Raw genomic sequence first — 25,994 nt, 5'->3', positions numbered from 1 at the left:
CCCCGGATCAGCCTTGGGCAGCCTCGGGCGAGGGAAGGGGTTGCAAGCCCGGCCCGGACGGGCTATATCCCCCGCCGATCCCTGCTGGGGGATCGTCTAACGGTAGGACCCCAGACTCTGACTCTGGTTGTCTAGGTTCGAATCCTAGTCCCCCAGCCAACCAGTCCTTCTCTGGACTGCGATCTCCGCGCCCTCTCGGAATAGTCTTTAAATATCAAATACTTGTGCCGGTATTGGTGCGCTATTTTGGCGCCTTGCTGGATGCCAGATTGCGCAATCCAGGCCGAATTGACCGCAGATTCTCCGGAGGTCGTTCTGGTACTCCAGGATGACCTTGACGTAAACGTCACCGGCATTCGGCAAGCATGCAAAGCGGCTGGAAAATGGCCGGATTCATTGCGCTCGTAGTGGGAGTTGGGGGGGCTTTACGGCCGACCGAATTTGCTCTGCTGCTCAGCCCAATCGGCTGGGATGCCGGAGAGAATGGCTTCAATAGTTAGCCCCGGCGGTTGGCGCCCTTCCAAGACCGCTTCGGTCAATTCGGGCGACAGGAAGGCCATCCGCATGATCTTGCCGACATAGCTCGGGTCCTGCTTGTCCTGCCTGGCGATCTGATCCGTCGAGATTGGTGTCTCACCGGTATGGCGCCGGAACCAGATATGCGCGCGAGCCATGGCTTTGATCAAAGCCGGATCGCGTTGTGGTCTTGCTGAGCGAGTATCATCCTGCTGGATGATCAAGCGGGGCTCGGTGCCAATCGTCTTGAGCCTCGTATCCCGGTGCAGTTCTATCTGCTCGTCGTGAAACTCATCGGCAGGCAGATCAAGCAAGTTCAAGATGGTCTTGCGCTTGATGCTGATCGAGACGAAGGCGCGGCCAGCGACAATCTTGGGTGCCAAGGCCTGAAGGATGGCAAAGAGTTCACCCCCATGTGGCAACATCAGCTTTCGCGCCACACTGGCTGCTGCCTCGGTCCAATTTGCCATTCCCGGCATCGTAGGCGGCTCGACCACATTTCCCGCTACAGCGTTGAACAGAGTGTTCCTCAGCTGCTCTTCATCCTTGAAGAAGGTAGCGATTTCATTGCAAGCCATTGTCTCAAGATCACTGGCAGCAATCCGAACCGGGCGCTTGTCGGTAACCTCCCCGGTTTGCGCCGGTCCAGAGACATAGTAGCGGTATCGGCGAGCAGCCTTCTTGGTGTGGGTGATTGTGAGCTTACGCCCATATTCATCCCAGACAAACCCGGCCAGAAGACTACGCTCCTTGGTGCGTGAGCGGGTGACATGGTCATGCCGATTTGAAGTGATCAGCTTCTGCACCTGATCAAAGGTGGCTGGATCGATGATCGGCTGGTGTTCGCCAGGATAAATCTGACCCTTGTGAACGATGTCCCCGAGGTAAATGCGGTTCTTCATAATGTAGTAGAGCATCCCCCGGGTGTAAGGCTCACCGCCCCTGGCATTGCCACTCCTGGAGGTCCGAACCTTGGTGCAGATTTTCCGCTGATCCAATTCCCGCTTCAGCTTGGTAGCGTCGCCAAGGGCCAGATAGCGATCGAAGAGACCTTTTACAAAGGCAGCATCAGTTTCGTTCACTACCAGCTTGCGATTGTCGAGGTCATAGCCCACGGGGATATTGCCGCCCATGAACATGCCCTTGCGCTTGGAGGCGGCCACCTTGTCCCGGATGCGCTCACCCGTGACCTCACGCTCGAACTGGGCGAAGGACAGCAGTACATTCAAGGTCAGCCGGCCCATGGAGGTGGTGGTATTGAACTGCTGAGTGACCGAGACGAACGAGACGCCCTTCTTGTCAAAAGCCTCCACGATCTTGGCGAAGTCAGCCAGGGACCGGGTCAGCCGATCCACCTTGTAGACGACTACGACATCGACGAGGCCTTTATCGATATCAGCCAGGAGCCTGACCAAGCCGGGGCGGTTCATGTTGCCGCCCGAGAAGCCACCGTCATCATAGCTGCCCTTAATGGCGCCCCAGCCTTCATGCCGCTGGCTTTGGATATAAGCGCCGCAAGCTTCCCGTTGAGCATCCAGGCTATTGAAGTCCTGCTCGAGGCCTTCTTCAGAGGATTTGCGGGTATAGATGGCGCAGCGGAGGCTAGGCATTCGCTACTCCAACATCCGAATCCTTATCCCTTCGGCTGCGGGATACCTTCTTCAAGCCGAAGAAGACCGGCCCTGACCATCGGGTCCCGGTGATTTCTCGGGCAACCTCGGAGAGGCTGTCGAACTGCCGGCCGCGATAGGCGAAGCGTTTCTCCAGTACCGTCACCTCGTGCCGCTCGCCCTGCCATTCCCGGACCAGCCTGGTGCCGGGCTTAATCCGGATCGGCACCTCGATATCGACCTTACCGGTGCGCTCAAGCCCGGCCATCACCGACTCGAGGCGTCGGCGGGCTTCCTTCGACAGCCCACCCAGTGTTCTGGCCTGCTGATCATGGGCCAGGCCCAGTACCAGCAGCTCCCGGCTTACCCGCTTTGGCAAGCCGCCTTGCTTCCAATGCTGCGACCAGAGGCGTTTCAGCTCGGAAGTGGGGAGCTGTTCGAGAGCATCTATGGAGGGAGGAGCGGGGGCCGATGCGGCTTGGTGAGAGGGGCCATGCGGCCCGCTTCCAGGGCCTGATTTTACTCGATATTTAACTCTTACCCGCGTCGCACTCTCGATCATGTATGGCCCTCCACCGGAGCCCATACATGCTTGCTTTCACCACATTAGCCAGTGAAATGTGCTCTGAGGTTGCGGCAATCCACCTATGGCCCCGCCACTCAAGGGCTGCTTTTCAACTAATTGACGGGCCAAATGTACCGTGGCGGAACCATTAAGCTGCCAGCATAAGCACGTAAGGGAAACGTACCTTTGGCAGATCTCTACTCCGTAGGACTCCAGGTTCTTGATTAGTCTAGAGGCAGGTGTCGGGGAAATATTCCTTGCCAGCCGTCATGGTGACAGTAGATGACCGGGATGGTGTTGTTGGGAGTCTTATGGCTTAGCACCAGCAATAGGCCACAGTTTCCATACCCTTGGGGGTTTTTGGCATCGGCCATCTGGCAGTAGGCCAGCAGCTTTTTCTTTTCGGCTGCTGTCAGGAATTTGCAGTCGTCGTGAAAGACATTGCCGGAATGATCGATCACGTACTGAGCGACCACTTCTAGCTCGGTATTTGCGTTTATTGCGGCCAGTGCCGTCTGGGTGACTGCGGTCAGAACGAGAAAAGCCCGGGCTTCGCTCGCTATCAGCTCAAGCATTGTCGGCCAGTAATGGACAACCTGGTTGCCGCTGCCTGACACGTCATCTACAAAAATCAGCGTATCCTCAGCAGTAAGCTTGAGTTGCGGCAGCTCTCGGGGAGAAACAAACATGCTCCGATGCGATTCCTGCTGCAGCCGGTTCGCTTCGGCAAACATCCGAAGCATGGTCTGACCACTTTCATGAGTATCTTTGGCATAGCCACAGAAATACCAACGGCCGGTTCGCTGCCGTGCGTTCCCATGCCAACCTTCCATTCCTTGCAGCGCTGAGCGATACCCCGTCTGAATGTTGGTTTCTGAGACGAGCAACAGGTTGTCTAAGATGCGGATTGCTATTGTCTGGTCTTCGTACTTGAATAGGCCAAGCCACGCTTGGATATCTTGACGGGACGGCGGCCTGCGATATACAGAGAACTTTCTGACCCAGGCAGTGAGTTTAGCCGGGTTTACTCCCCCCTGCGGCTTCTTCATACCTTGCGCCTGTCCGCTTCTTTGAGTTTGCGCTGGACAACTTCAATGAGGCGCTCCAGCTCCAGCCAAAATTCCTCCTCGCCGTAAAAGTCCATCGCTTCAATCTTGTTGATTTCGTCGACTAGCTTGGAGGCAGTTCGAGTCAGCGCCTTCGCCTTTCGCTGCACAGTGGCGCTGCTGATTTCCAGATGCTGAATGGGAAGATCGTCATCGGCCAGAAACTCCCGGAATCGTTTCTGAACGCGCTTGATCTGTTTCGCCTTGGTTGCCGCTGTCAGGTGCTGCTTGATAGCGCGGAAATCAGTGATGGCCTTAATCCCAGACCCACCCGTCTGGTATTTGTCCAGCATTCGGTCAATCGTCTTGGTTTTACTGAAGTTCTCTGCGTTCTTAACGGCCTTATCAGTAACAATCGGGTATAGCTCGATGAAGAAGTCAGCCTTCACGCGGTCGTTCGGTTCCGTGAAAAGCATCTGGTCCTGATACTTCTTAGGATAGGACAGAAGTTTCTTGCACCGCACGACGACGGCGACGTCCAGGCCGGTCAACTGGGCCAGGTGTTCGTTGCGCTTTTCTTTGAGCTCATTCATCAGGACATTGAGCTTCAGTGCCGTTGGCATGAGCTCCCAGTCCTTCCGAAGTTTGTGGATCTGGAACATCGTTACGATATTTTGGGCCACGGTCGGTTCTGCCACCTCGTTGATGGGCACGATCTGCAGGCCTGCAGTTTGTGCGCACATCCAGCGGCGCTGGCCATCCAGAATGGTATACTTGTCGCTGCCCTTTGCTTTATAGACGGTAAGTGGAACCAGGATACCGACCTTCTTAATGGATTCGGTCAGTGTTTCCAGCGGTTCGCGATCGAACAGAAGCCGTGGATTGTGAGGGTTGGGTCTCAGGTCACCAGTCTTGACGGTTTTGACGCCAATGGCGCGAGGCATTGTACCTAAAACATCTGTGGGGTCCGGCATATCGTGACCTCTAATTATAGCCTCGGAACAGCATCTCGGTGACACTGTGTTTTTGGACCCCTTTCGAGGCCCCGAGTGAAGAATGACGGTGGTCAATCTCGATAATATTGCAGTGGTTGTAGCTGGACTTGATAAGCTGCCGCAGCGTGTTCTTGGTGTCGCTGAGCAACCCATTGCCCGGATAGCTGATAACGATATCGCTCCCAAGATGCGCCACACCCTCAACGAGTAGCTTCATTTCCTTCTCGACTGACTGCTTGGACGAGAACAGTGACACAAAACGGTCGGGACGATAGCGCCCCATACCCTTCGACTCGGGATAGTCGTACAGGATGAGCGTCTCGTAGAGATGGTAATAGCGAGAATACTGGTCATCGGTATAGGGCGGGTCGGCATAGATGACGGCAGGCAGCTTGCCTTCCTTCTTTGCCATTTCCTTTAGCAGCTTGACGGCGTCGGATTTCGTTACCTCATTACCCTGACGCCACCGTTTAGTACCGAGCGGCTTCATCTCTTCGATGCAGGCCAGCCACTCGCCATAGATGGACCGTTCGCGTTGCCGTGCTAGGCGGCGGATGTTGGTCGATTTCACTTTCAGATATTGGGCGAAGTGACCGGTGGTATTGGCGACCTTACTAGCCGCCTGACAGAGCCCAATTAGTAGCCAGCGGTGCTGCTCGGTGGTGATCTGGCGTGTCTTGAGCCGAGTGTCGATAGCATAACGGATACTGTCGATGTCGATCGCCTGTTGCAGGCCGAAGTAGCCGCCAGCATAGGTAATCGAGAACAGGCGGTAGGGAAATTCACATTTGTTTGTAGTAAGTCGGCGTCGCTCTTTGTCAAAATAGAGCGAGGTGCCGCAATTGGGCATCGCCGCATCGCTAGCGCGGAACCTCTGAACACTGGCAGCAGTAAGAGCTTCGTTTTCCCGATTGAGATGAGCACGAAATCGTTGGATCAGCGCATCGCGGTTTTCTTCGAACGGTTCTTCAAGAAGCTCCTCGCAGGTCTCACGGTCGAGCGGTCTGCCATCGGAAGTAAAGAATGATCGCGCGACGGTAGAGGCGAACCACTGGACGTCGTTACACCAAACATTTCGGTCCGGAGCGACGGCACTTCCAACAGCGCACATCCCTGCGAACAGGTCGAGGAGCGGTCCGTCAGCTGACAGAGCGATGACATCAGCCACTTGATCAGCAAGCTGACGCTTCGTCCCCATATAGCTGACATTCAACGTCATCCGACTTCCTCCAGTGCGAAGCATACGCTGCAGGCCTGTGCCGGCCGAATAAAATCAATGCTAATATACTGAATTAATTTGGAAAATTCTTCAAGTCCGGACGATGGTCCACTGTGTGTGCTGGCGCCGGTATAGCCTGGGGAGAATATTAATTTTGGGTACCGCTCAGCCGAGGAGCATAAGGGCACTCGGCCCGATACCTCCGTGTGTACAGTAGTGGGTAATGGACGCATTCCCAGCCCTAGTTATCTGTAGATCGCAGGAAACTTGAACCGGGGGCTGTCCTTCGGTTCTTTCCAAATATTCGGATCATCACTGCGGTGGTCATCAAGCCTTAAGTGACGATCGGTTGTAAGTGGGGTCTACCCCAGTCATGCAGAGGGACCCTAGGATACGCCCCTGATACGTTCTCATGCCGGTGCTCGGGTACCAATCTTTCGCCGCACTCACATAAAAGCTGTTCTATTCACTTCGTTATGCCAAAGTATAATACAAATACTTGAGGCATCGGCGCGATATTGCAACTATAAAAAGCGATAATATGGCATAAAATCGCATTTAGGGGGGCGAGATTGGAGTGGCTGGTTGCGTTAGTAAAGGGCGGGCTCGGTGCGCTGGTTGGCGGCCTTATTGTCAAGCCATTTCTGAAGAGGAGTCGCGGATATAGCTTGGTCAAGACTCTCTCCAACTGGTGTCCTTGGGCCCGAAACGATGTGTTTCTGACGCAGTGGCATCAGGAGTGGCATGTAAAGAGTTCGCGCTTTCATGCAATCAATACAAGCATTCTACAGCTCTATACATTTTCGGACTACTGCGTCGCGGAATTCGATGTAACACTATTATCTGGCCAAACTGTTCGATATCAGGTGCGAGCTTCAATGAAAGATAGCCGCTATATCACCGGGATTTGGAGCGATAATTTGACAAATGGCTATCACGGTGCCTTTGAGCTTGTGTTGAACCACACACGGGATAGGGCAGAGGGCATGTGGATAGGTCATTCGCTGGGTGGAATCGTCAAAGGGGGTAAGTGGGTTTGGTTCAGTTAATGGAAACGAGAAATCTAACGTTTGATACAGCTCATAGTCACGGATAGGTTGGCAATCTAGGGGCGCAGTGAGGAGGGGGGATGCCAGCGGTCGCGCCATCATGGGGCAATAGGGACCATCAACGAGTATTCAAAAAAAGATGTCCGCATCTAATACGATAAAGCTCGCAATGCTGAGCGACCTCCATGTCTATCAGCCCAGTTCGACAAGTGGAGACCCTTCACGGATTTCTACAACTGGCGCCGAGGACAGCCCTACCACACACCCGATTGTAGGTTTGCGCGACCTGATAAAGAGGCAGGTCCTGAAAGCCGACATATTGGTCTGCTGTGGTGATATGTGCGACAGAGCCGATCCGGCAGGTGTCAGGCATGCTTGGGAGAGGCTGGAAAGCCTCCGCACGGAATTCGGTGCCGACATGCTGATAGGTACCGCTGGTAATCACGACATAGACTCGCGCCACAAGCACAACGACCATGATGCAAAAGGTCATCTCCAAGACCTGATCCCACTGTTTCCTGTTAAGGGGCAGATAGATGCGGATAAATATTGGGCGCGCCACTACTGCATTCTCGAAATCAATCCGGAATTCAGAATTCTCGTTCTGAACAGCAGCGCCTATCACGGCGCCACCGGCGCCAATGGTGACCCGCCTGAATACCTACATGGTCGGGTGAGCGAGCGGACAATTATGAAGATTATTGCGGACCTGAATGGCAGGTCGAAAAAGTCGGTGAACATGCTGATTTGCCATCACCATCCAGCGCGTAACAATCAGATCAAGGAAGCCGACTACAGTGAAATGGATGGTGGCGATAAACTGATCAATGCGTTGGCTCACCAGTGTGATGCTGGCCCATGGCTTATAGCTCATGGTCACAAGCATTATCCAAATCTTGTTTATGCCGCCGGAGGGGCGGCGCCTCCGATAATATTTTCCCTCGGCAGTTTCAGTGCAAAACTGTACAGCGAACTCGCGAGCCGTACCCGAAATCAATTCTATATTCTCGAACTCGAGTTACACTCAATTGGCAGCACCTCATCGGCCTTATGTGGGACTGTGCGTGCCTGGGACTGGTACGATCTTAAGGGTTGGGTGGCAGCGAGTAATGATGCGGAAATCCCTGACCATGCTGGATTCGGATATCGTGGGAATGTTGATTATTTTGCAAGCCAGATTGCAGCTTTCGTTATGGAAAAATCAGCCTATGTTGATCTAGCAGACTTAATCTCCCAGTTTCCTGATTGGAAATATGTTCTGCCAATCGACAAGAAGCGCATATTAAAGGTTCTTCGTGAGAAGCATGCCATCAAGGTGCTTGTCGACTCGGAAAATCTGCTTCCAAACCTTCAGTTGGCCAAATGATTGCGCCCTCCATTTTCGACTCATTTAATGCCCGAAATCTGGAGCCTAGTCAGGTGGCGGCGACCTTCATTGCTCCTCCAGACTTCGGAAAGCTCATATTGCGTCGACACTCATTGATTGTCGGTCCACGCGGTAGTGGCAAAACGACATTGCTGAAGATGTTGCAGGTGCCCGCCTTGATGGCTTGGAATGATGAAAGTTCTGGGAGTGACAAAAAAGATATCGACTTTATTGGTGTCTTTATTCCGGCGGACATCAGCTGGAGTGCCCAACTCGGCGCGCTGTCGTCGCGGCCTCTCGCCAGCTATGTAGCGGATACACTAGGCAATGCGGCATTCACAAATCATGTGCTTATCGCTCTCGTGGAAGCCATGCAACAGGCGGCAATGCCGAGGTTGAAAGACCATCGCCATTTATCTCATTTATATTGCGACTTGCCGCGGGAGAAGGAGGAAGAACTGGTACAGTTGCTGGCAGATGCTTGGAAGCTTAGCATTCAGGTGCGCAGCTTCCTTGGTCTTCGCTTAGCGCTAAGGAGGCGGCTTTCAGATATTGCCGAGGTAGCTCAACAGGAATCCGGCAGGGATTCTACTGCTTCAGTAGAGCGCATCCGTGCCAATCAAGTACTGCATATCCCATTCTTGGAATCTGCTAGCCTGGCCATTGACGCCTTCAACACAATCGTTGGCAAGGAATGGCAGAAGTGGGGCCTTCTATTCGATGAGCTTGAGATTGCGCCAGCTAGTATTCGACGAACGCTTTTGGCGGCGTTGCGTAGTACATACCCGAAATTGCTTTTTAAACTTTCTATCAGCCCATACAGCGAGGGTTTGGAACCGATGCAGGGTGCTGCAGCGCCCATGCCCAGCAACGACTATGACCCTATTTTTCTGTGGTATACCAGAAAAGAGGATGGCCTGCAGTTCTCGACCGAACTTGCAAATGCCATGCTACGCGCATACGGGTGCAAAGATACTAAGCTTAGCGACATATTTGCTCCCTCAGCTTTAGAGGCGCCAGAGGGCGCGCGCAGCGCGCCTGCCTATAAGGTCAATTCGCCCCTTTGGCGAGCTTTTAAAGAGTTGGCTGATAGTGACTCATCATTCGCTGATTTCCTTAAGTCCAGGAAAGTTGACATCAATGCCATTGATAAGATGAAAGAGAAAGACCGCGCAGAGAATGTCCGAAAGGTCACCCCTCTGGTTGTTATCAGAGTCGCGCTACGCAGCAGATTCATTAGTGGGCTCCGGAGTCGAAAAAATCCAAGGCTCTATCTCGGATATCGGTCGCTGTTTGCGGTAGTCGAGGGAAATCCGCGCTGGTTCATCGGCGTTGTCGCGCCGCTTCTTAAGGAATATGCCAGGGACAAAGTGCAGATTTCGGCGGTTGCTCAGACGAAGGCAATTGCCATAGCCTCTCATCGCTTCCGCGCATTGCTTAAAACGGTCCCATACGTCAATGAGTCGCGTTCTAAACCTGGCCAGCGCGGCCTCCTTACTCTCCTGGATCGTATAGGAGAATATTTTTTCGATGGGCTTGTACGTGCTGACTTCCAAGCTGAGCCGCCGCTATCTTTCGTCGTGGATTCAAACACATCGCGAAACCTTGAGGTGGCACTAGGCAAGGCCCTAAACGCTGGAGCCATAGTTGTTGGTGATGACAGTTTGGACGAACCGCTGTTTAATTCGCTCAAAAGCAAGAGGTTCCGGCTCTCCTATATGCTTGCGACGTACTATAGGTTGCCCTTAAACCTCGGGCGAGAGATAAGCCTGCATTCCATTCTGCGAGATGAAGCCCCCGTCGACCTCTTCGGTTTTGTTGATGGAGTGGATCGATGATTACGCCAATTCGCAACCACAAGAGCCAAGAGTTTGACCTGTTTATTGCGGCGCTAGGCTACGAGAAGCGCGCAATTACCGTTTCCCAAACTGTCTTTCCGAAAATAAAGAAGGGCGTCGCAATTCAATTCATTGAACGAAATGTTCTGAACTTCCAACGGAACCAGAGTTGGTATGAGCAGGCGAAGTTCGAGATTGTGAGTAAGGCCGGCGTGGGATTCACGGCCCGAATTTCGGAAATAATCCAAACGATGGATGCGCAGGGCAACCAACTGGAAATAGGTATCGACATATCATCAATGTCACGTCCAATGATCGCAACGCTAGTACACCTCTTAAATGGCGAAGGTGCTAAAGCTAACGTAACCTTCTTCTATAGTCCGGCAAAGTTTGTCGCCCCTAGTCAGGAACACAGCCCCATTACAATCTCGGAGCCTGTAACGCCGGACTTTGCGGGATGGTACTCCGATATTTCGAAGCCAGCCTTGGCAATCGTAGGTCTTGGTTATGAATACGATTACGCCTACGGCATACTTGAATACTTGGAGCCGTATGACGCATGGGCATTCTTCCCAACTGGAGAGGATCCGCAATATGACCATAAGGTTTGGTCTATTAATCGTGATATGATTAATCTCATCGGCAAGGAGCGGATATACACATATCGCGTCGATGACCCATATGACTGTTTCCTTCGGCTTGAGTCGTTTCTGAGCCATGCCAGTGCAGTTGGTCGTCCCATACTTATTCCGTTTGGCCCAAAGATTTTCGCGCTTATTTCAATGGTAGTGGCTGTTGGCTACTTGCCGAATATTTCGGTTTGGCGGGTAAGTGGCGACCAATCGGGAGAACCTGTCGATCGCGTGCCGAACGGAAAGATTGTTGAATTTAGCGTGGCCTTTACGCCAAATCTTAAAGAAGAGGGGCAAAGTACTGCGGGCACATAATTGCTCCTCCGGTGCCGCCACACACTCTCGCGCGCCAGTGAAAAGCGATGAGTTATTAGCTGATCGTATCCTAGCTCTCGCCTAGCCCGAGAAAGCATATCTTCTGCTTGCGCCCTTAGGGGATCAGGGTGCTATGGCTTTTCCAGCCGCTTTGATCTTCAAAAACAGCTGACGAGCAATCCTCTGCCGTTGCATGGGCGTCAGCCGATGTGATTGTCCTTTAACCGCCAAAATAGTGGCGTCTTCAAGCGTGGCGGTGATCTTGGCGAAGGCTTTCGGGCTTAGGCGCTCAGATGCTGGGAATAATGGTTTCATCGTGACGCCGGCTTTCCTAACCTGGCATGCCACAGCTACTTCCTGATCGAGCCGAAGAGGCTGGTGCCTGTAGCAAGAGACCAGGCTAACCAGGGCCCGTCTGGCCCGAGCCTAATAAAGCGCATAGTTGATGGATTTAAGTGCATATCAGCTTGACCTCCTGAGCCCACTGATTGCTCGAAAGAGAGGGGAAGTCCAGCAAATTCAATGCCGCGCTACGTAAGCCAATATTATGCCGGAGCCCGCAGTATATGGTGTCAGCCTGGATCGAAGTTAAAGTCGTTCCCCCATTTTTCAGGCGTGTCACCAAACGCCAGGAGAGGGGGCGGTGATACATCTTGCTGAAAGCGCTGGTTGAACTCCGATCTGGTCATCGACAATCGAACCCGCTCAAGCGCGGCGCTGCTATGAATCTCGGGTGCCAATACTTCATCTATACGGCGAATATGGTGTGTTCCATTTAGTAGCGGCCAACGACTCCGCTCAGTGGCAATAGCAGGAAACTCGAGCGCTGTGGCATTTCGCCGCAAGCGCAAATGGGCATGCAAATCCCTTGTGCCGGCGCGAGTCATAACGGCCAGCACGAAAGGATCCGCGGGATCGCGCACTCGAAGCATAAGGGCCTGGTCGAAGAGTGCGTTGACGCGCTCAAATTCGATAGGGTTGGCCGCTGTGCCGCCGTAGGGGTCATCTATAACGATAAGGTCAAACAGCGAATTCGGTGCATCGTCACGTGTGGTTATACAGGTGAACGAGGGCATCCGTGAGGTGGCCCCACCCCGGCTTTTTCTCTCAGCAAAACGAGTGCCTCCAAACGCGTGCTGATACCAGGGTGAGGTGGTGGTCGTGGTGAATAATGCTTGTATCCGCCTTGCGGCGGCTCGATCAGCGGCGCACACAAGGACACGGAAGCCAGGGAGGCGCCCTATCAGCAACGCTGGTAGGGCCACTGAACATAGCGTGCTTTTGAGCGACAGAGGTGGCAGCGCAACAGTAATGAGCCTGTGCCCTGCCTTGCCATTCAGGCAGTGGTGTATGATTGTTTCCACATACCAGGGCGTGAGGGGGGTGAATTGCGGATGTAGCGTGCGCAGGACAGCCTCAAAGAAGATCGCGGGGTCTCTCCGAAGAGCAGCCCCAACTTCAACCCTCTTCATGAGGATGGTTTTCTGGCGTTTCGCTCAAGGAAACGTTCCAGTATCCAGCGATCTTCTTCTGCTGACGGAATTGCTTCTGCATCCGCGAGATCGAGGAGAAGCGGCATAATAATCTTTTGGGCGGATGGTTTCCCATGCAATGAATCCGAAAATATCTTTTCAAATTGTGCTTCGAGCATAGAAACTTTGACGGGTTTTCCATTAATTGTAATGATTACTGGCTTTCTGAGCAGTTTGGCCAACAGGGTTTTGGCGTTGACGCTCCCTTTTGGCCGGCCACGTGGATTACCGGATTGGCCGGGCTGGAATTGCGTATTGCGCGGCGGCTTCTTGTAGCCAACTTCAGAGCCTGACTTGGCCTTTTTTGTATTCGACGGCATGGCTAATCCAGCTCCGAAGACGAGGTGGAGGTTGCTTCCTTTAGGCGTTCGGCGGCGACTTGATTAAAGCTTTTGCCGCTAGAGGCTAGGCGTGCCTCTATGCCGGTGATTGCCTGTTGGCGCCTAATGATCACATCGACATAGAGTGGATCTAGCTCCATTAGGCGGGCCATCCGGCCAGTTTTGTGGCAGGCGAGTAAAGTTGTGCCGCTACCGGCGAAGGGGTCGAGGATCAGGCCCTTACGCTTTGAGCAATCACGAATCGCGTCTGCCACCAGTCCTATTGGCTTCACGGTAGGATGAAGCTTTAGCTCTTCACGCCGGCCATGGGCGAGGCTATTAACCCCTTCATACTCCCAAACATTGGTGCGGTAGCGGCCATTCTCGCCCAGCCCAAAGTTATTGATTGGCTTGCCGTTGCCGCTTATGTAAACGAACACCAATTCATGGCGGGAGCGATAGAATGTGCCCATGCCGCCATTAGTCTTCGCCCAGATGCAAAGATTCTTCAATTCGGTGTATGCCTTGTTGCCAGCGGCAGTGATTTCCTGGATATGGCGCCAATCCATGCAAATGAAGTGAACCGCACCATCAATGCTATGCTGAGCCATTGCTCGGAACGCCTGCTCGAGGAATTGTGCAAACTCGGCTTGGCTCATTTCTCCCGAGGCCATCATGAACTCTCGGTGTTTGATTTGCCCGGAGCCACAAACATTTCCGGCAATCTCAACATTATAGGGAGGGTCGGTGAAGATCATCTCGGCCTTCTCACCTTGCAGCAGGGTTTGGTAATCGGCTAAGTCGAGCGCGTTACCACATAACAAGCGGTGTGGGCCGATTTGCCACAGATCGCCATGACGGCTAACTGCAGGGCCCGGCTGAGGTTCAGTATTTTCTTCTTCCCTCGCGGTCGAATGGCCCGCGCTGCCAGGCGATATTTCGAGGATCCTGTCGATTTCGACTGTGAGAAAGCCGGTTAGCTCGACCTCGTAGTTTATTTCAACAAGGCCGGCGAGCTCTTCCCTTAAAAGCTCTTGGTCCCAACCGGCCAGTGCAGCCAGTTGATTCTCAGCAATGATATATGCTTTCTTATCTTCAGCATTTAGATGATCAACGCGGATGGTCTTGACGATTCCTTCCCCCAACTGTTTGGCAGCAGCGATTCGCGCATGGCCAGCCAGAACGGTGTCATCCTCATCGATTATCACCGGGTTGATGAAATCGAATTTCTTCATAGCAGCGGCTAGCTGAGCAATTTGCCGCTTGGAGTGGCGCCGAGGGTTCTTGGGGTTGAGCTTCAGCGCTTCGATCGGCGTCCAGTAGACAAAGCCGGCGGTTTCCCACCCAGGCTGAGTTATGGGTGCGGGTGCTTCGTCGGCTGAGTGGCTTTGGTGTGTCTGTGACGTTGGTGTGTTTTGCATGGAGGCAGTGTTACGAACCTGCCCTCAAAGGTCACGGACAAGAATGCACCCAATCTAGTTTTTTTCGGACTTTTCGTTTTTTGCATAGAGGCGCACGACGCCATCAAATAATATCAATTCATCGTACATTGCTTGTTGAAATGCTAAATCGGTCGGACTTGTGTCGTGCGGCGCTGATAATGTGTAATCCATTGAGTCGGTTGCGCCGTGTGGGTTTTCTATAAATGGAAACAGAACGCCGAGTACTTTTCCCACAAATTCGCTGGCGTCAGACGCTTTGTGGCGTTCGTTCACATTGTGGTTGTGGGTAACCTTTTTCCCTGACAATTCCTCATAGGCTTTGCATAAGCCAAAGCCTAATTGTTGGACGGATGGATTTTCTTTTCTTCCTGGAGTGTTACGCTCTGTGGCTAGCTTCGTAGCTCCCGCCAGAATAAGTGCGGAGAATTTCTCCATAATAGTCTTTCGTGTTGGAGAGTCAGCATCGCCAGGATCAGTGAATAATTTTAGTAGTTCCTTGTTTGCACCACGGTGCTTTTGACAATAGTCCAGAATGCTGGCTTCAGTTCCGGGATCTAGAGGTTGGGGCGGCCCCCCATTTGCCACAGCATGAGAGAATCGTTCTGCTGCGATTCGACGTAGGACGGGCCGCTCCTCGTTACTCCTCCACAGAGAATCCGCAATGTATATGTCGACAGATTCCATGATTCTGGAAACGGCATTCTCAACCAACGCACCATCTTTGGCGTAGCTTTCACATAATCGGAGAAGCTCAGCGGGGGCGGTAAGAGAGTCCGGTCGTGTTAGAGAGGAATCCTCATCGCGTCTGTATAGGCCCCAGGCGGTGCAGAGCTGCTTTGCGCTGGGTGCGGTATTGTACAAAGAAGATTGCTTGGGTTTTCTTGGCATCTGCTCAGCATGCCATATCTCTTGTCCGTTGCAAGAACATGAGGGATTCCCAGATGTTCTTGACAAAAGGCTAGAGCTGGCAGGGCGAATCGATTCGCTTGGCCAAAATGGGCTTATTTTCGGAGGTTGGTTTCGTCCAACAGTCGGGCTGCTGGGATTCCCAGGCTCGCGGCAATTTTATGCAGGATGAGCACAGTCGGATTGCGGATACCCCGCTCTACCCCGCTGATATAGGTGCGGTGCAAACCGCATTCGAAGGCTAGGTCTTCCTGAGACCAGCCTTGTTCCTTGCGGAAATACTGCACATTGAGGCCAACACGGCGACGGATGTCCATGTGCCGAGAGGGCCATTTTGTTAACTATTGATCTACAGACTATGAGTCTCAATTGACTGGACTAGTTGCCTCCCAATCCCCCATTATTGGGGCGTAGATACCCGGCTAATCGGAGGCAATATGTCGATCCCTGTGTTTTCTGGAATATTCAGATTCTCTGGCCGTAGGAACAGAAAGTCCTATTTTTTATATCTTGTGACTCTACTCGTCACTTTCTTGGTCTGCTCAGCCCTCTTTGGGTCTTATCTAGAGAGGCTCAAATATCTGAATGAAGAGAGACACACTCAACTCAGCATTCTATTTGCGATTATATTCCTGATCCTGCTTGTCTCTGCCGGAATTACAGCGGCGCAGAGATGCCGTGACTTCGGCTGGACGGGATGGTCCGCGCTGATCGTGGCGCTGCCCTTTATCGGATGGGTATTTGCTTTGGCAATATTATTCATCCCGGGAAATGTTGGGCCTAACCGCTATGGCCCTGACCCTCTGCAGCCGCAGGAATCCAAAGATTCGCCATAGGCATCCCCAAATTCCATTTATGTGGCCTGCTGCCGGTTTGATGGACACCGAGATAAGGTGCTTCATGGAGTCAGAGGCGGGTTATGGGACGACGGGTATTCAGCCGTGAGTTCAAGCTTGAGGCTGTGAGGCTGATCCGGGAGCGGGGCGTGACGGTTGGCCAGGTTGCCCGCGATCTCGACCTGCATGAGACTGTGTTGCGCAACTGGCTGAAGGCGGCAGCGGCCGACCCGGCCCATGCCTTTCCAGGCCATGGCCAGATGAAGCCGGAGCAACTGGAGATCAAGCGGCTGTGGCGCGAGGTGGTCAAGCTCAAGGCGGAGCGCGACATCCTAAAAAAAGCCGCGACATACTTCGCGGAGGAGTCAGCGTGAAGTTCGGGTTCATTGCGAAGCACCGGGGATATGGCCGGTGGTTTGGTATGCGGGGCGCTCGGTGTCTCGTGCAGCGGCTTCCATGCCTGTTTGACACGGCCGCCAGCGACAGGCCGCGTGCCGACGGACGGCTGGGCCATGAGGTTCAGCCGAGCTTCCTGCGGACCTATGGCGCCCGGCGGGTCTGGCACGATGTGCTGGCGGTTGGCCATGCCTGCGGGCTGCACCGTATTGAGTGGCTGATGCGGCAGCACGCATTGCGGGCCGTCCCCGGCGCCGCTCCCTGCGCAAGGATGGCGGCGAACGGTTGAGCAATGCCATCACCCCGAACAGGCTGGCCCTGCAGTTCGAGGCCGAGGCGTCGAACCGCAAATGGGTGGCCGACTTCACTTAGATATGGACCGCCGAGGGCTGGCTCTATGTGGCCGCCGTCGTCGACCTGTTCTCGCGCCGCGTGGTCGGCTGGTCGATGCAGGCCGAGATGACGGCTCAGCTTGTGACCGATGCCCTCATCATGGCGATCTGGCGCCGGGGCAAGCCGGATGCGCTGATCCATCACCCGGATCGAGGCAGCCAATATACCAGCGAACAGTTCCAGAGCCTGCTGGCCGAGGCCCGTGTGACCTGCAGCATGAGCCGGTCGGGCAATGTCTGGGATAATGCCGCGATGGAAAACTTCTTCTCTCCGCTCAAAACCGAGCGCATCGCGCACAAGGTCTTCCGCACGAGGGATCACGCCAGGGCCGAAGTGTTCGACTATATCGAACGCTTCTACAATCCCTGGCGCCGACACTCGACGCTGGGCTACCTGAGCCCTATGGGGTTCGAAAAGAAGATGGCGTTAGCTTAATAAGCCGTCCACTAAACCGGCAGGAGGCCATGACCGACAAAGGGGTTAAAAGTTCGGGACCGACCTAGAAACCCTTTCTCGGCTATCTAGGTTGGCTTCATCAATAAACAATAAATACAATCTATGGTATATAAATATTGAATGATATAGCGCCGTTGTGTAAGTAACGGCCGCGATAACTCTGGAGATGTCCAACAACCTGGGCCGCCAGCCCTGCAGCGAAACCAGATGCCAAAGGTTCCGGGGTGTAGTGGCGGTTAAGTCGTCAGTACGACAGTCAGATCTTTAAATTTCTCGAAAAATTAGGTAATCAGTCAAATAGAGATGTCTGGTACAAGGCCGAGCAGCCTAAAGCGGCCATCGTCTCTGGGTTGAGTGAGCCAAAGGGGCGCTGCAGCGGCACGGTCGCCTGCAAGGCGATGCGGCGCCCGCGGACCAGCAAATGGGCTGGTAGCAGAAGAGGACAAAGTGTGGCGGAATCAGACGAATTGCCTCCGGAGAAAAAGCGTCGGCGGACGCAGACTGAACGGCGCTCGGAGGCAGACCGGCGCATGATTCAGGCGGCCATCGAACTCGTTGCGGAAAAGGGCTTTGCCGGGCTTGTTCTGGCCGAGGTCGGGGCCAGGGCTGGCTACAGTGCCACGCTTCCGGTCCATTATTACAAGACCAAAGAAACGCTGATCATGATGACGGCGCAGCGAATCCTGGACGATTACAATCAGCTTTTGTGGGAAAGGCTCAAGGGCGTTGCCGGTCTGAAGGCCATCCGAATCTTCGTGCGCACCTACCTGCAATTTGCCATCGAGAATCCAAAAACGCGGCGCGCCTATTTCATGATCACCAGTGAAGCAGCCGTCGATAACTCGCTCAGAGAAAGCGTTGCCGGGCTAGCGCAAACGGCGATTAAGGCCCTGGCATCACGCATACGCGATGCGCAGGATGCCGGTGAAGTAGAACCCATGGTCGATCCTGATGTTTTTGGCGCGTTAATCTTTGCTTGGTTGCGCGGCGCCGTTTCACTTTGGGCCGTGGACCCATCAATCGATCTCGAACGCATGGCCGTTGGTATTGAAGGCACAATTGTGCGTGCATTAAGATCATCAGGGGTTACCAAAGACGGCAGTTCAGAAGGGCTATAGTAAAAAACTTTATTTACATTCAGTAAGTATCTTGATAGTCTCTCTTCCTGGGGGAGAGAGGCATATTCATGTCCTGCGAAACATCTGCTGGCCGACACAGGCTCGCCAACCGTAATCGGTCAGGCGAAAGCCCCGACTCCGCGCGCACGCATCGGTCGCAACGCAACCTTGCCGCGGCCAATGTTGAAACCAGACATCCACGGCCTGGTGCAGGCCCAGGCATAGCTGTCGCAGGGCGCTTGTCGCGCGGGTCATCAGCCACGGTCACACGAAATCCGAACATCGATTCACCATGCCAGATGGCCGCAGGAAACGTGGCTGTCAGAAAGAGGCTGAAACCTTGAGAGCTGTAACAATTGACCCAGGCGGCATTCTCACAATTCGTGACCATGACGATCCATGCGCGGGCGGCGAAGACGTGGTCGTCCGCATCCGGGCTGCCGGACTGAACAATGCGGACCTTATGCAGGTCCAGGGGAAATATCCGGCGCCAAGCGGTTCTCCTGCAGACATACCGGGGCTTGAATTTGCCGGCGAAGTTGTCGCGTTGGGTCCGCGCGCGCATCGCTACGCGGTCGGTGATCGGGTCATGGGTATTGTTGGCGGTGGCGCGCAGGCCGAACTGATCTGCGTCCACGAGTGCGCCTTGATGCCGATCCCAGAAAACCTGTCCTGGGCACAAGCCGGTGGATTTCCCGAAGCGTTCGTGACTGCACATGACGCGCTCGTCGCGCAGACCGCACTCAGGCCCGGTGAGCGCGTTCTTATCACTGGGGCGGCCGGCGGCGTTGGAATGGCTGCCGTACAGATCGCAACCGCAATCGGTGCCGAAGTGATTGCGTCGGTTCGCAATACCGCAACTTGGGACGCTATACGCTCCCTTGGTGCCAGCACCGTCGTGACCCCGGACGACGCTGATACGAAAGGTCCCTATGACGTCATCCTGGAACTGGTCGGCGTCGATAGATTCGCATCGCATTTGACGTCCATCAGAACCGGCAGCCGAATCGTGGTCATCGGCACCGGATCAGGTGCGCAGGCAATGCTCGATTTCAGGGCGCTGAGTAGGAATCGTGCCAGTATTCGCGCCAGCACTCTGCGCGCACGGCCCCTTGAAGATAAGGCTATCGCCACGCGAGCCGTCGAGCGCGAAATTTTGCCACTTGTTTCAAGATCGAAGCTCACCGTCGTGGTTTCAAGCACATTTCCGCTTGAGGAAGTACGGGCCAGCTATGCGGCATTTGGTGCGCGTGGGAAGCTCGGAAAGATCGTCCTGTTACCATGATCACCGCTGCACAGACTGCAACAGGGCGCCACATCGGCTGCCGTCATACCAACGGCGCGTTATCAAGCGACCAGCAGACATCCGCACCGGCATCCGGGATCAATGCCGCGCGCCAGCGCTTCGCTGCGACGGCAATGCACATTTTCAGCTTATCCAGGCCCGACCCGTCCGCGTTTCGGATTGGTCAAAGAGCCTAGCGGGCGGTTGATCCTCGCCGACACCACCTTACTGACAATCCTCGAAGGGACGTAAAAATGGTCTTAGCAAATTCTTCGAACCGCATGGCTTCACAGGAAGGGACGCAACCTCCTACCGCCTCTCTGCCCGTTGGTGTGCGAGAAGGCAGTCTGGAGAAACAGGCGCGTACAGCCGGTGACGCGGTGGCGATTGTGGATGGTGAACAGCAGATTACCTGGGCCCAGTGGGATGATATGTCCAATCGGGTTGCCCATTCTCTCCGTCGTCTCGGTATCCGTGAAGGCAATGTTGTAGCATTGAGAATGCGTGTGCGCCATGAATGGTGCGTGGTATATGCGGCGGCGGCGAAATTGGGTTGCCGTCTGCTTTGCCTTAACTGGCATCTGACACCAGCGGAAGTGGCGTACATCATCGAGAATGGTGGTGCACGAGCAATAATCTGTGACGACATAGACCCCAGCCTTTTGCAGGTGGCTTGGGAAAAACGCGACGATATGATCGCGGTATCAGTGGATACGCAGGCTCCTGGCTTTCTTATGTTCGAGGAGCTTATGGCCGGGCCGGCGGTGCCAATTATTTCGACCCGAGGCACTGAGACCATCATATACACATCTGGCACAACGGGATTGCCGAAGGGTGTTGCGCGGCAGGCAGTGGAACCGTCGGACCGCATCCGTAAGGAATATGGTGAAGACGTCGACCGGAAGTGGGCGGACCCAAGTGACGTTGTATTGCTAAATGTTCCGCTTCACCATGGCATGGGCACAACCTTTGTTCGGATAGCGATCGAATTCGGTCAAAAGCTTGTGCTCATGCGGCGCTTCGACCCTGAAGCAGTGCTGGCGACTATTGCTGTGCACAAAGTGACATTCTGGTTTGCGGTGCCGACGATGTTCAAAAGGATCGGTGCGTTGCCTGACGAAATCCTGAAGCGGCATGACCTGTCATCCATGCGGCTGATGGTCACAGGTGGCAGTCCGGTCCCCTATGAAATCAAGATGCGAACTATCGACATATTCGGCGAGTGCCTGTCCGAGGCTTACGGATCAACCGAGACCGGGATGATCAGCTTCCTGCGGCCTGGAGAGCAGCGGACAAAGCCGGGAAGTTGTGGCCAGCTTTACCAGCATGTCTCCGTCAGCATCCGGGACGCGGAGGAAAAGCCATTGTCCGTCGGCGATGAAGGCGAGATATGGGTGAAAACGCCGACCGTCATATCGGGCTATGTCGGCAAGCTTTTGTCTTCCGATACTCTGGATGAACAGGGGTACTTCCGCATGGGCGATGTAGGAAGACTGGATACAGACGGCTACCTCTACATTACCGACCGCGTGAAAGACATGATCATTTCGGGTGGCGTCAACATCTATCCAGCTGAAATTGAGCGTGTTCTTCAAATGCATTCCGATGTGATGGACGCAGCGGTCATCGGTACACCCGATGACGACTTTGGCGAACGCGTTACCGCCTTTGTAGAACCAGTTCCCGGCAAGGCCATCGTGCTCGATGAACTGCTGGAGTTCTGCAAGAGCAACCTTGCCTCTTACAAGGTGCCGCGTAGCATTGATGTCGTTGAGACTTTGCCTCGGAACCCAATGGGCAAGGTGCTGAAAGCCGATCTCCGCCGACCATTCTGGGCAGGCCGTGATCGGAAGGTGTGATTGGTCAGGAGAAAAAACGTTATGACACAACAATATTTCCGTACGAGGCTGACCGATCTCCTTGGTATCAAGCATCCGATTTTACTCGGCGGCATGATGTATCTGGGTGATGCGTCTATTGTCGGTGCTATCGTCAATGCTGGCGCGATGGGGTTCATTACAGCGCGTTCCTTCCGTCATGCGGACGATTTTCGTGATGAACTGGTCAAATGCTGGCGCATCACTGATGGGAAGCCATTCGGGGTCAATGTCTCGATCTCGGCCCGTCTGGGCTTTCACGGTCAAGTGTCGACTCTGGTGGATGTTGCATTGGAGCAGGGTGTCCGGGTCTTCGAGACTGCGGGTGTTCGCCCAGATGATGTCCTCGGCCCAGTTCATAATGCCGGTGGTATCCTCATTCACAAATGCCCCCGCATTCGGCATGCGCTATCGGCGCAGCGGATTGGAGTAGACGCGATCATTCTGGTCGGCATGGATGAAGGAGGACATCCAGGATTGAACGAGCTGTCCAGCATGGTGCAGGCCGCCCATGCCAGAGATCGAATCCATCTGCCACTGATGGTCGGCGGCGGCATCGGTCATGGCCGGCAGATTGCCGCAGCGCTGGCGATGGGCATGGACGGTGTGGTGATGGGATCCCGCTTTCTTGCGGCCAATGAGATCAACGCGCATGAAGAATACAAAAAGAGAATGGTTGAAGTGGACGAGGATTGCTCGACCACGGCATTGACGTCCCTCGGCGATACCTGGCGCGTTCTGGACAACGACCATGTGCGAGAAGTGCAGCGGATTGAAGCCGCGGGTGCCAAACGTCACGAGGATTTCGGTGAACTCATCCGGGGATACATTGCTAAAGAGCATGCCTACGACAAGGGGGATTGGCAGAAGGGCATGATCTCCTGCAGCTCTGCGGCCGGATTCGTTGATGCCATTGAGCCAGCGGCTACGATCGTTGAGCGGCTCATGAAGGATGCGGCAGCAGCGATGGACAAGGGATCAGCGAACCGATCCAAGGCACTCATGGTTGGAGTTGATGACCCGGTCCGAGCAGATGCCAGTACCATTGCGGCTCGGTAGAGAGGAAAAAATGGAATCCACTCTTGTAAAAGAGATCTCTTGTGAAGGCAGCGCTGATCATCGCGAGGTTTTCCTGACTGGCATGCGTTGCTCTGCTTGTGATCGCGTCGCCTTTCCGCGCCAGGCATATGGCTGCGAGCAATGCGGCGGAACTGAAGGTCTGGAGGCACTCGATATCCCTGCTAAAGGGGTGATTGTGGCATCCGCCCTCGTCCACCTCCATGTCCGTCCGGAACCGGCGGTGCCATTTGCCGTCGCGTCCGTCAGGCTCGATGCCGGCCCCATGGTTCGTGCCATTCTTGGTGAATTGGGCCTGAAACCAGGCGCGCGTGTGAAGGGTGTAATCGAGCCTGCTACCCATGTCGAGAAAGGTTTGAAAGCCGCACTGCGTTTCGCACGTGCAGAATCATAATCATAAGAGGACCGATATGGCTAAGACACTCAGAGATTTACGCCCGATTTATGTTGTCGGTGTCGGTTTGCATCGGTATCAGAACCGCTCCGAGACCCCCTATGTCGAGCTTGGACTGACAGCAATTCGAGCTGCTCTGGCGGATGCGGGAATTGCTTGGGGTGCGAATGAAACGACATTCTTCGGCACCGCGTCTCTGGGCATGGCTGGGGGACGAGCTATGCTGAAACATCTTGGCGCCAATGGTTCAGCGGTGGTGCATTTGGAGAATGCTTCTGCGTCTGGATCAGCCGCGTTCCGTGCAGCATGTATTGAGGTTGCTAGTGGCCTATCAGACGTCGGGTTGGCTGTTGGTGTAGACAAACCAAGGCTTAGCGGCGCGGTCAGGGCGTTTGAACAGACTGGCATCGAGAATCTCGCGGATGATGCCGTATCATTGCCAACGCATTTTGCTCTGGTGGCCAGCGAATATACGTCGGCATACGGGCTGTCGGCGGAAGACATTGCCCTGGTCGCCGAGAAAAATCACAATAATGGTGCACTTAATCCATATGCGCAGAGGCAACAAACGCGGACACTGGATGAGATTCTCGGTAGCCGGCCAATCTCAGGTATGTTGACGGCGCTCCAGTGTTGCCCAATCGGAGAGGGCGCGGCGGCGGCGCTGGTAATGTCGCAGGACGCGATTGAGCGCTTCGGAATTGATGGAAAACGCGCTGTTCGAGTCGTTAGTGCTGTCACGGCCAGCGAGCAGGTCAATGACAGGGTCAGCGCAGATGCCGAATTGACCGGGACGACGGTGGCTCGGGCATTGGCGGAGGCAGCGCTGCGACCCGACCAACTCGATGTAATCGAAGTGCATGACGCTTTCTCGGTGGAAGAGCTGGTCTATCTGGAAGCAATTGGGTTGGCGAAGCCCGGCCAAGCGATCCACGCGCTCAAAGCGGGTGAGTTTCACATCGGTGGTCGTTGTGCGGTCAGTGCCTCGGGAGGCTTGATTGCCATGGGGCATCCGACGGGTCCAACCGGAGTCGGCCAAATTGCTGAGATTACCAGGCAGCTTCGGGGCGAAGCCGGCCGGCGCCAACAACCCGATGCCCGATACGGTCTGGCCCATATGTGCGGTCTTGGCACTGTCTGCTACGCGCACGTGCTGACGCGAGCCTAAGTAACTCGTGAGACAGGCAAGTGCATGCGAGTGGCTCTTATAAAATTATGTAGAAAAAAGTTTATAAATAGTAAGGCTCATCAGAGCAGGAGTTTGCCTCGCGATAAATCAATGCTGTGAAGTTCGTGGTTTTGAAAGTTTGTCAAATATTACATCATCTTACAATGTTATTTCAAAGTATGGCGGCGATAATTGCTTATCTTGGGGGCGCTGGAATATAAAGATTATGGAAATAAATTTATTGACTGTTTAATCAAAATATGGAATTTTGCAAAAACAATAACACGGGAAGGGCTCAAGGCAGAGAGCGGCCTTGGGGAGCTAGCAAAGCCAACAACAAGCATGAATCGGATTCTGATCCGAAGAGAACTAAACAGCCCAGGGAGGGGAAAAGAATGAAGTTCAAAGCGAATGCGCTTGTGCTTGGCCTTATGTGGGCCGCTGTCGTCGCGTCCACCGCGTCGGCGCAGCCCTACGATGCCGGGGCTTCAAATAAGGAAGTCAAGATCGGCCAGACCAAGCCATACAGTGGGCCTGCCTCTGCCTACAGCATCGGCGGTAAGACTCAACTCCGATATTTTGACATGATCAATGCAAATGGCGGGGTCAATGGTCGGAAGATCGTCTTGTTAAGCGAAGACGACAGTTACTCGCCGCCCAAGACGGTCGAAAAAATCAGGAAGCTGGTCGAACAGGACGAAGTCCTTTTTCTGGCCAGTATGACTGGAACGGCAACCAATATCGCGGTCAGGGACTACGTAAACGGTGCTGCTGTCCCGCATCTGCTTGTTGGTTCTGGCTCATCCAAGTTCAATGACCCCAAAGGATATCCTTGGTCTATGGGGTTTGTGCCGAATTATCATCGCGAAGGGCGCATATTTGCCACCTACATCGTGAAGAACCATCCGGGTAAGAAAATCGGGATCCTCTATCAAAACGATGATTCTGGTAAAGATGCCTTGTCAGGACTAAAGGAAGTGCTGGCGGCCAATGGCAGGCCCAAAGATCTCGTGATTGAGACGAGTTACGAATCAACCGATCCGACGGTCGATTCTCAGGTCATTGCCATGCAGGCTGCGGGTGCCGAAGTGATCTACCTGTTCTGCCTGCCCCGAGTTACCGCCCAAGTCATCCGCAAGAAGACAGATATCGGGTACAATCCTGCATTATTTATAACAAACGTGGGCTCTTCGGTCGCAACGGCCTTGGCGCCGGCAGGCCTCGACAATGCCAAGGGTGTGGTTACAGCCCAGTATCTCAAAGATCCATCGGATGCTGCGGTACAGCAAACGGATGACTACAAAGCTTATAAAGCATTTGCTGAAAAGTGGATGCCTGAGGCCAACCTGAATGACAACTCTATGGTTCAGGGCTATGTAGAGGCGCAGATCATACAGCAGATCGTGGCACAGGCAGGTAACAACCTGACTCGAAAGAACATTCTTAAGCAATCCCACAATCTCGATTTTGTGCCGGGCATGATCCTGGATGGTATTCGGATCAAGACAAGTGACTCCGACAACCTGATGGTCCACCAACTGGCCCTTTCCAGGTTTGATGGCAAGAAGTGGGTTCCATTCAGCGAAGTGATCGGCAGCGATTAGACTGCCTCCCCAGGTTCCGGTGGATCCTCACCAGGACTC

22 protein-coding genes, 1 tRNA gene and 1 pseudogene are annotated in these 25,994 nt (G+C 54.1%); 13 read left to right on the top strand and 11 right to left on the bottom strand.

Features of this window, described 5'->3' with window-relative positions:
- The first annotated feature begins 85 nt into the window (after window positions 1-85).
- Window positions 86-159, top strand: a tRNA-Gln gene (locus ACQY7X_RS03195).
- Between the two features lie 266 nt (window positions 160-425).
- Here ACQY7X_RS03195 and ACQY7X_RS03190 read toward each other — a convergent pair.
- From ACQY7X_RS03190 to ACQY7X_RS03170, 5 genes are all read right to left on the bottom strand, one after another.
- Window positions 426-2,126: a recombinase family protein gene (locus ACQY7X_RS03190; RefSeq protein WP_428248402.1), complete on the bottom strand. Its 1,701-nt coding sequence runs from the start codon at window positions 2,124-2,126 to the stop codon at window positions 426-428.
- Window positions 2,119-2,688, bottom strand: coding sequence for a DUF2924 domain-containing protein (locus ACQY7X_RS03185; protein WP_428248401.1), 570 nt, complete (start codon window positions 2,686-2,688; stop codon window positions 2,119-2,121). The genes ACQY7X_RS03190 and ACQY7X_RS03185 overlap by 8 nt, the downstream gene beginning before the upstream one ends.
- Before the next feature lie 227 nt (window positions 2,689-2,915).
- On the bottom strand, window positions 2,916-3,740 hold the full coding sequence (locus ACQY7X_RS03180) for a phosphoribosyltransferase-like protein (RefSeq protein ID WP_428248400.1): 825 nt from the start codon (window positions 3,738-3,740) through the stop codon (window positions 2,916-2,918).
- On the bottom strand, window positions 3,737-4,711 hold the full coding sequence (locus tag ACQY7X_RS03175; protein ID WP_428248399.1) for a ParB/RepB/Spo0J family partition protein: 975 nt from the start codon (window positions 4,709-4,711) through the stop codon (window positions 3,737-3,739). The genes ACQY7X_RS03180 and ACQY7X_RS03175 overlap by 4 nt, the downstream gene beginning before the upstream one ends.
- A 10-nt stretch (window positions 4,712-4,721) precedes the next feature.
- Window positions 4,722-5,951: a DNA adenine methylase gene (locus ACQY7X_RS03170; protein ID WP_428248398.1), complete on the bottom strand. Its 1,230-nt coding sequence runs from the start codon at window positions 5,949-5,951 to the stop codon at window positions 4,722-4,724.
- Window positions 5,952-7,169: 1,218 nt separating this feature from the next.
- On the opposite strand from ACQY7X_RS03170, the gene ACQY7X_RS03165 reads away from it, so the two are divergent.
- From ACQY7X_RS03165 to ACQY7X_RS03155, 3 genes are read left to right on the top strand one after another with little or no spacing between them, the layout of a single operon-like run.
- A complete protein-coding gene (locus tag ACQY7X_RS03165) occupies window positions 7,170-8,366 on the top strand; it encodes a metallophosphoesterase family protein (protein ID WP_428248397.1) in 1,197 nt (398 codons plus the stop codon).
- On the top strand, window positions 8,363-10,204 hold the full coding sequence (locus tag ACQY7X_RS03160; RefSeq protein WP_428248396.1) for an ATP-binding protein: 1,842 nt from the start codon (window positions 8,363-8,365) through the stop codon (window positions 10,202-10,204). The genes ACQY7X_RS03165 and ACQY7X_RS03160 overlap by 4 nt, the downstream gene beginning before the upstream one ends.
- Window positions 10,201-11,151: a hypothetical protein gene (locus ACQY7X_RS03155; protein ID WP_428248395.1), complete on the top strand. Its 951-nt coding sequence runs from the start codon at window positions 10,201-10,203 to the stop codon at window positions 11,149-11,151. Before ACQY7X_RS03160 ends, ACQY7X_RS03155 begins: the two co-directional genes overlap by 4 nt.
- Window positions 11,152-11,274: 123 nt before the next feature.
- Here ACQY7X_RS03155 and ACQY7X_RS03150 read toward each other — a convergent pair whose 3' ends face one another.
- From ACQY7X_RS03150 to ACQY7X_RS03125, 6 genes are all read right to left on the bottom strand, one after another.
- A complete protein-coding gene (locus ACQY7X_RS03150) occupies window positions 11,275-11,466 on the bottom strand; it encodes a hypothetical protein (protein WP_428248394.1) in 192 nt (63 codons plus the stop codon).
- A gap of 257 nt (window positions 11,467-11,723) precedes the next feature.
- Window positions 11,724-12,227, bottom strand: coding sequence for a hypothetical protein (locus tag ACQY7X_RS03145; RefSeq protein WP_428248393.1), 504 nt, complete (start codon window positions 12,225-12,227; stop codon window positions 11,724-11,726).
- Between the two features lie 392 nt (window positions 12,228-12,619).
- Window positions 12,620-13,003 (bottom strand): DUF5681 domain-containing protein, encoded by a 384-nt coding sequence (locus ACQY7X_RS03140; RefSeq protein WP_428248392.1) that lies wholly within the window; start codon window positions 13,001-13,003, stop codon window positions 12,620-12,622.
- Window positions 13,004-13,005: 2 nt separating this feature from the next.
- Entirely contained in the window at window positions 13,006-14,424 is a 1,419-nt protein-coding gene (locus tag ACQY7X_RS03135) for a site-specific DNA-methyltransferase (RefSeq protein ID WP_428248391.1), read from the bottom strand.
- 54 nt (window positions 14,425-14,478) lie between these two features.
- Window positions 14,479-15,129, bottom strand: coding sequence for a hypothetical protein (locus tag ACQY7X_RS03130; protein WP_428248390.1), 651 nt, complete (start codon window positions 15,127-15,129; stop codon window positions 14,479-14,481).
- A gap of 317 nt (window positions 15,130-15,446) precedes the next feature.
- On the bottom strand, window positions 15,447-15,668 hold the full coding sequence (locus ACQY7X_RS03125; RefSeq protein ID WP_428248389.1) for a helix-turn-helix domain-containing protein: 222 nt from the start codon (window positions 15,666-15,668) through the stop codon (window positions 15,447-15,449).
- Window positions 15,669-15,788: 120 nt separating this feature from the next.
- Between ACQY7X_RS03125 and ACQY7X_RS03120 the strand changes: the two genes are divergently transcribed.
- The 9 genes and pseudogenes from ACQY7X_RS03120 to ACQY7X_RS03080 all read left to right on the top strand — a co-directional run bounded on the left by ACQY7X_RS03120 (window position 15,789) and on the right by ACQY7X_RS03080 (window position 25,955).
- Window positions 15,789-16,187 carry a DUF805 domain-containing protein gene (locus ACQY7X_RS03120; protein WP_428248388.1) on the top strand — a complete coding sequence of 133 codons (399 nt, stop codon included), beginning with the start codon at window positions 15,789-15,791 and terminating at the stop codon, window positions 16,185-16,187.
- A gap of 83 nt (window positions 16,188-16,270) precedes the next feature.
- Window positions 16,271-17,411 (top strand): annotated as a pseudogene (locus tag ACQY7X_RS03115) (IS3 family transposase).
- A gap of 551 nt (window positions 17,412-17,962) precedes the next feature.
- On the top strand, window positions 17,963-18,550 hold the full coding sequence (locus ACQY7X_RS03110; protein WP_428248387.1) for a TetR/AcrR family transcriptional regulator: 588 nt from the start codon (window positions 17,963-17,965) through the stop codon (window positions 18,548-18,550).
- Between the two features lie 292 nt (window positions 18,551-18,842).
- Window positions 18,843-19,835: an alcohol dehydrogenase catalytic domain-containing protein gene (locus ACQY7X_RS03105; RefSeq protein WP_428248386.1), complete on the top strand. Its 993-nt coding sequence runs from the start codon at window positions 18,843-18,845 to the stop codon at window positions 19,833-19,835.
- A 254-nt stretch (window positions 19,836-20,089) separates the two neighbouring features.
- Window positions 20,090-21,694: a class I adenylate-forming enzyme family protein gene (locus ACQY7X_RS03100; RefSeq protein ID WP_428248385.1), complete on the top strand. Its 1,605-nt coding sequence runs from the start codon at window positions 20,090-20,092 to the stop codon at window positions 21,692-21,694.
- A gap of 21 nt (window positions 21,695-21,715) precedes the next feature.
- A complete protein-coding gene (locus ACQY7X_RS03095) occupies window positions 21,716-22,771 on the top strand; it encodes an NAD(P)H-dependent flavin oxidoreductase (RefSeq protein WP_428248384.1) in 1,056 nt (351 codons plus the stop codon).
- Between the two features lie 10 nt (window positions 22,772-22,781).
- Window positions 22,782-23,183 (top strand): Zn-ribbon domain-containing OB-fold protein, encoded by a 402-nt coding sequence (locus ACQY7X_RS03090; RefSeq protein WP_428248383.1) that lies wholly within the window; start codon window positions 22,782-22,784, stop codon window positions 23,181-23,183.
- 16 nt (window positions 23,184-23,199) lie between these two features.
- On the top strand, window positions 23,200-24,351 hold the full coding sequence (locus ACQY7X_RS03085; protein ID WP_428248382.1) for a thiolase family protein: 1,152 nt from the start codon (window positions 23,200-23,202) through the stop codon (window positions 24,349-24,351).
- Window positions 24,352-24,746: 395 nt separating this feature from the next.
- Window positions 24,747-25,955 (top strand): ABC transporter substrate-binding protein, encoded by a 1,209-nt coding sequence (locus tag ACQY7X_RS03080; protein ID WP_428248381.1) that lies wholly within the window; start codon window positions 24,747-24,749, stop codon window positions 25,953-25,955.
- Window positions 25,956-25,994: the final 39 nt, after the last annotated feature.

The sequence above is a fragment of the Ferrovibrio sp. genome (genome assembly GCF_965278975.1).
In the GTDB taxonomy this organism is placed as follows: domain Bacteria; phylum Pseudomonadota; class Alphaproteobacteria; order Ferrovibrionales; family Ferrovibrionaceae; genus Ferrovibrio.
This window is presented reverse-complemented; position numbering and strand designations above follow the sequence as displayed.

Coding starts and splice junctions, on each gene's coding strand:
- ACQY7X_RS03190 (WP_428248402.1), bottom strand. CDS start 2,126: ATGCCTAGCCTCCGCTGCGCCATCTATACCCGCAAATCCTCTGAAGAA.
- ACQY7X_RS03185 (WP_428248401.1), bottom strand. CDS start 2,688: ATGATCGAGAGTGCGACGCGGGTAAGAGTTAAATATCGAGTAAAATCA.
- ACQY7X_RS03180 (WP_428248400.1), bottom strand. CDS start 3,740: ATGAAGAAGCCGCAGGGGGGAGTAAACCCGGCTAAACTCACTGCCTGG.
- ACQY7X_RS03175 (WP_428248399.1), bottom strand. CDS start 4,711: ATGCCGGACCCCACAGATGTTTTAGGTACAATGCCTCGCGCCATTGGC.
- ACQY7X_RS03170 (WP_428248398.1), bottom strand. CDS start 5,951: ATGACGTTGAATGTCAGCTATATGGGGACGAAGCGTCAGCTTGCTGAT.
- ACQY7X_RS03165 (WP_428248397.1), top strand. CDS start 7,170: ATGCTGAGCGACCTCCATGTCTATCAGCCCAGTTCGACAAGTGGAGAC.
- ACQY7X_RS03160 (WP_428248396.1), top strand. CDS start 8,363: ATGATTGCGCCCTCCATTTTCGACTCATTTAATGCCCGAAATCTGGAG.
- ACQY7X_RS03155 (WP_428248395.1), top strand. CDS start 10,201: ATGATTACGCCAATTCGCAACCACAAGAGCCAAGAGTTTGACCTGTTT.
- ACQY7X_RS03150 (WP_428248394.1), bottom strand. CDS start 11,466: ATGAAACCATTATTCCCAGCATCTGAGCGCCTAAGCCCGAAAGCCTTC.
- ACQY7X_RS03145 (WP_428248393.1), bottom strand. CDS start 12,227: ATGCCCTCGTTCACCTGTATAACCACACGTGACGATGCACCGAATTCG.
- ACQY7X_RS03140 (WP_428248392.1), bottom strand. CDS start 13,003: ATGCCGTCGAATACAAAAAAGGCCAAGTCAGGCTCTGAAGTTGGCTAC.
- ACQY7X_RS03135 (WP_428248391.1), bottom strand. CDS start 14,424: ATGCAAAACACACCAACGTCACAGACACACCAAAGCCACTCAGCCGAC.
- ACQY7X_RS03130 (WP_428248390.1), bottom strand. CDS start 15,129: ATGGAATCTGTCGACATATACATTGCGGATTCTCTGTGGAGGAGTAAC.
- ACQY7X_RS03125 (WP_428248389.1), bottom strand. CDS start 15,668: ATGGACATCCGTCGCCGTGTTGGCCTCAATGTGCAGTATTTCCGCAAG.
- ACQY7X_RS03120 (WP_428248388.1), top strand. CDS start 15,789: ATGTCGATCCCTGTGTTTTCTGGAATATTCAGATTCTCTGGCCGTAGG.
- ACQY7X_RS03110 (WP_428248387.1), top strand. CDS start 17,963: ATGATTCAGGCGGCCATCGAACTCGTTGCGGAAAAGGGCTTTGCCGGG.
- ACQY7X_RS03105 (WP_428248386.1), top strand. CDS start 18,843: ATGCCAGATGGCCGCAGGAAACGTGGCTGTCAGAAAGAGGCTGAAACC.
- ACQY7X_RS03100 (WP_428248385.1), top strand. CDS start 20,090: ATGGTCTTAGCAAATTCTTCGAACCGCATGGCTTCACAGGAAGGGACG.
- ACQY7X_RS03095 (WP_428248384.1), top strand. CDS start 21,716: ATGACACAACAATATTTCCGTACGAGGCTGACCGATCTCCTTGGTATC.
- ACQY7X_RS03090 (WP_428248383.1), top strand. CDS start 22,782: ATGGAATCCACTCTTGTAAAAGAGATCTCTTGTGAAGGCAGCGCTGAT.
- ACQY7X_RS03085 (WP_428248382.1), top strand. CDS start 23,200: ATGGCTAAGACACTCAGAGATTTACGCCCGATTTATGTTGTCGGTGTC.
- ACQY7X_RS03080 (WP_428248381.1), top strand. CDS start 24,747: ATGAAGTTCAAAGCGAATGCGCTTGTGCTTGGCCTTATGTGGGCCGCT.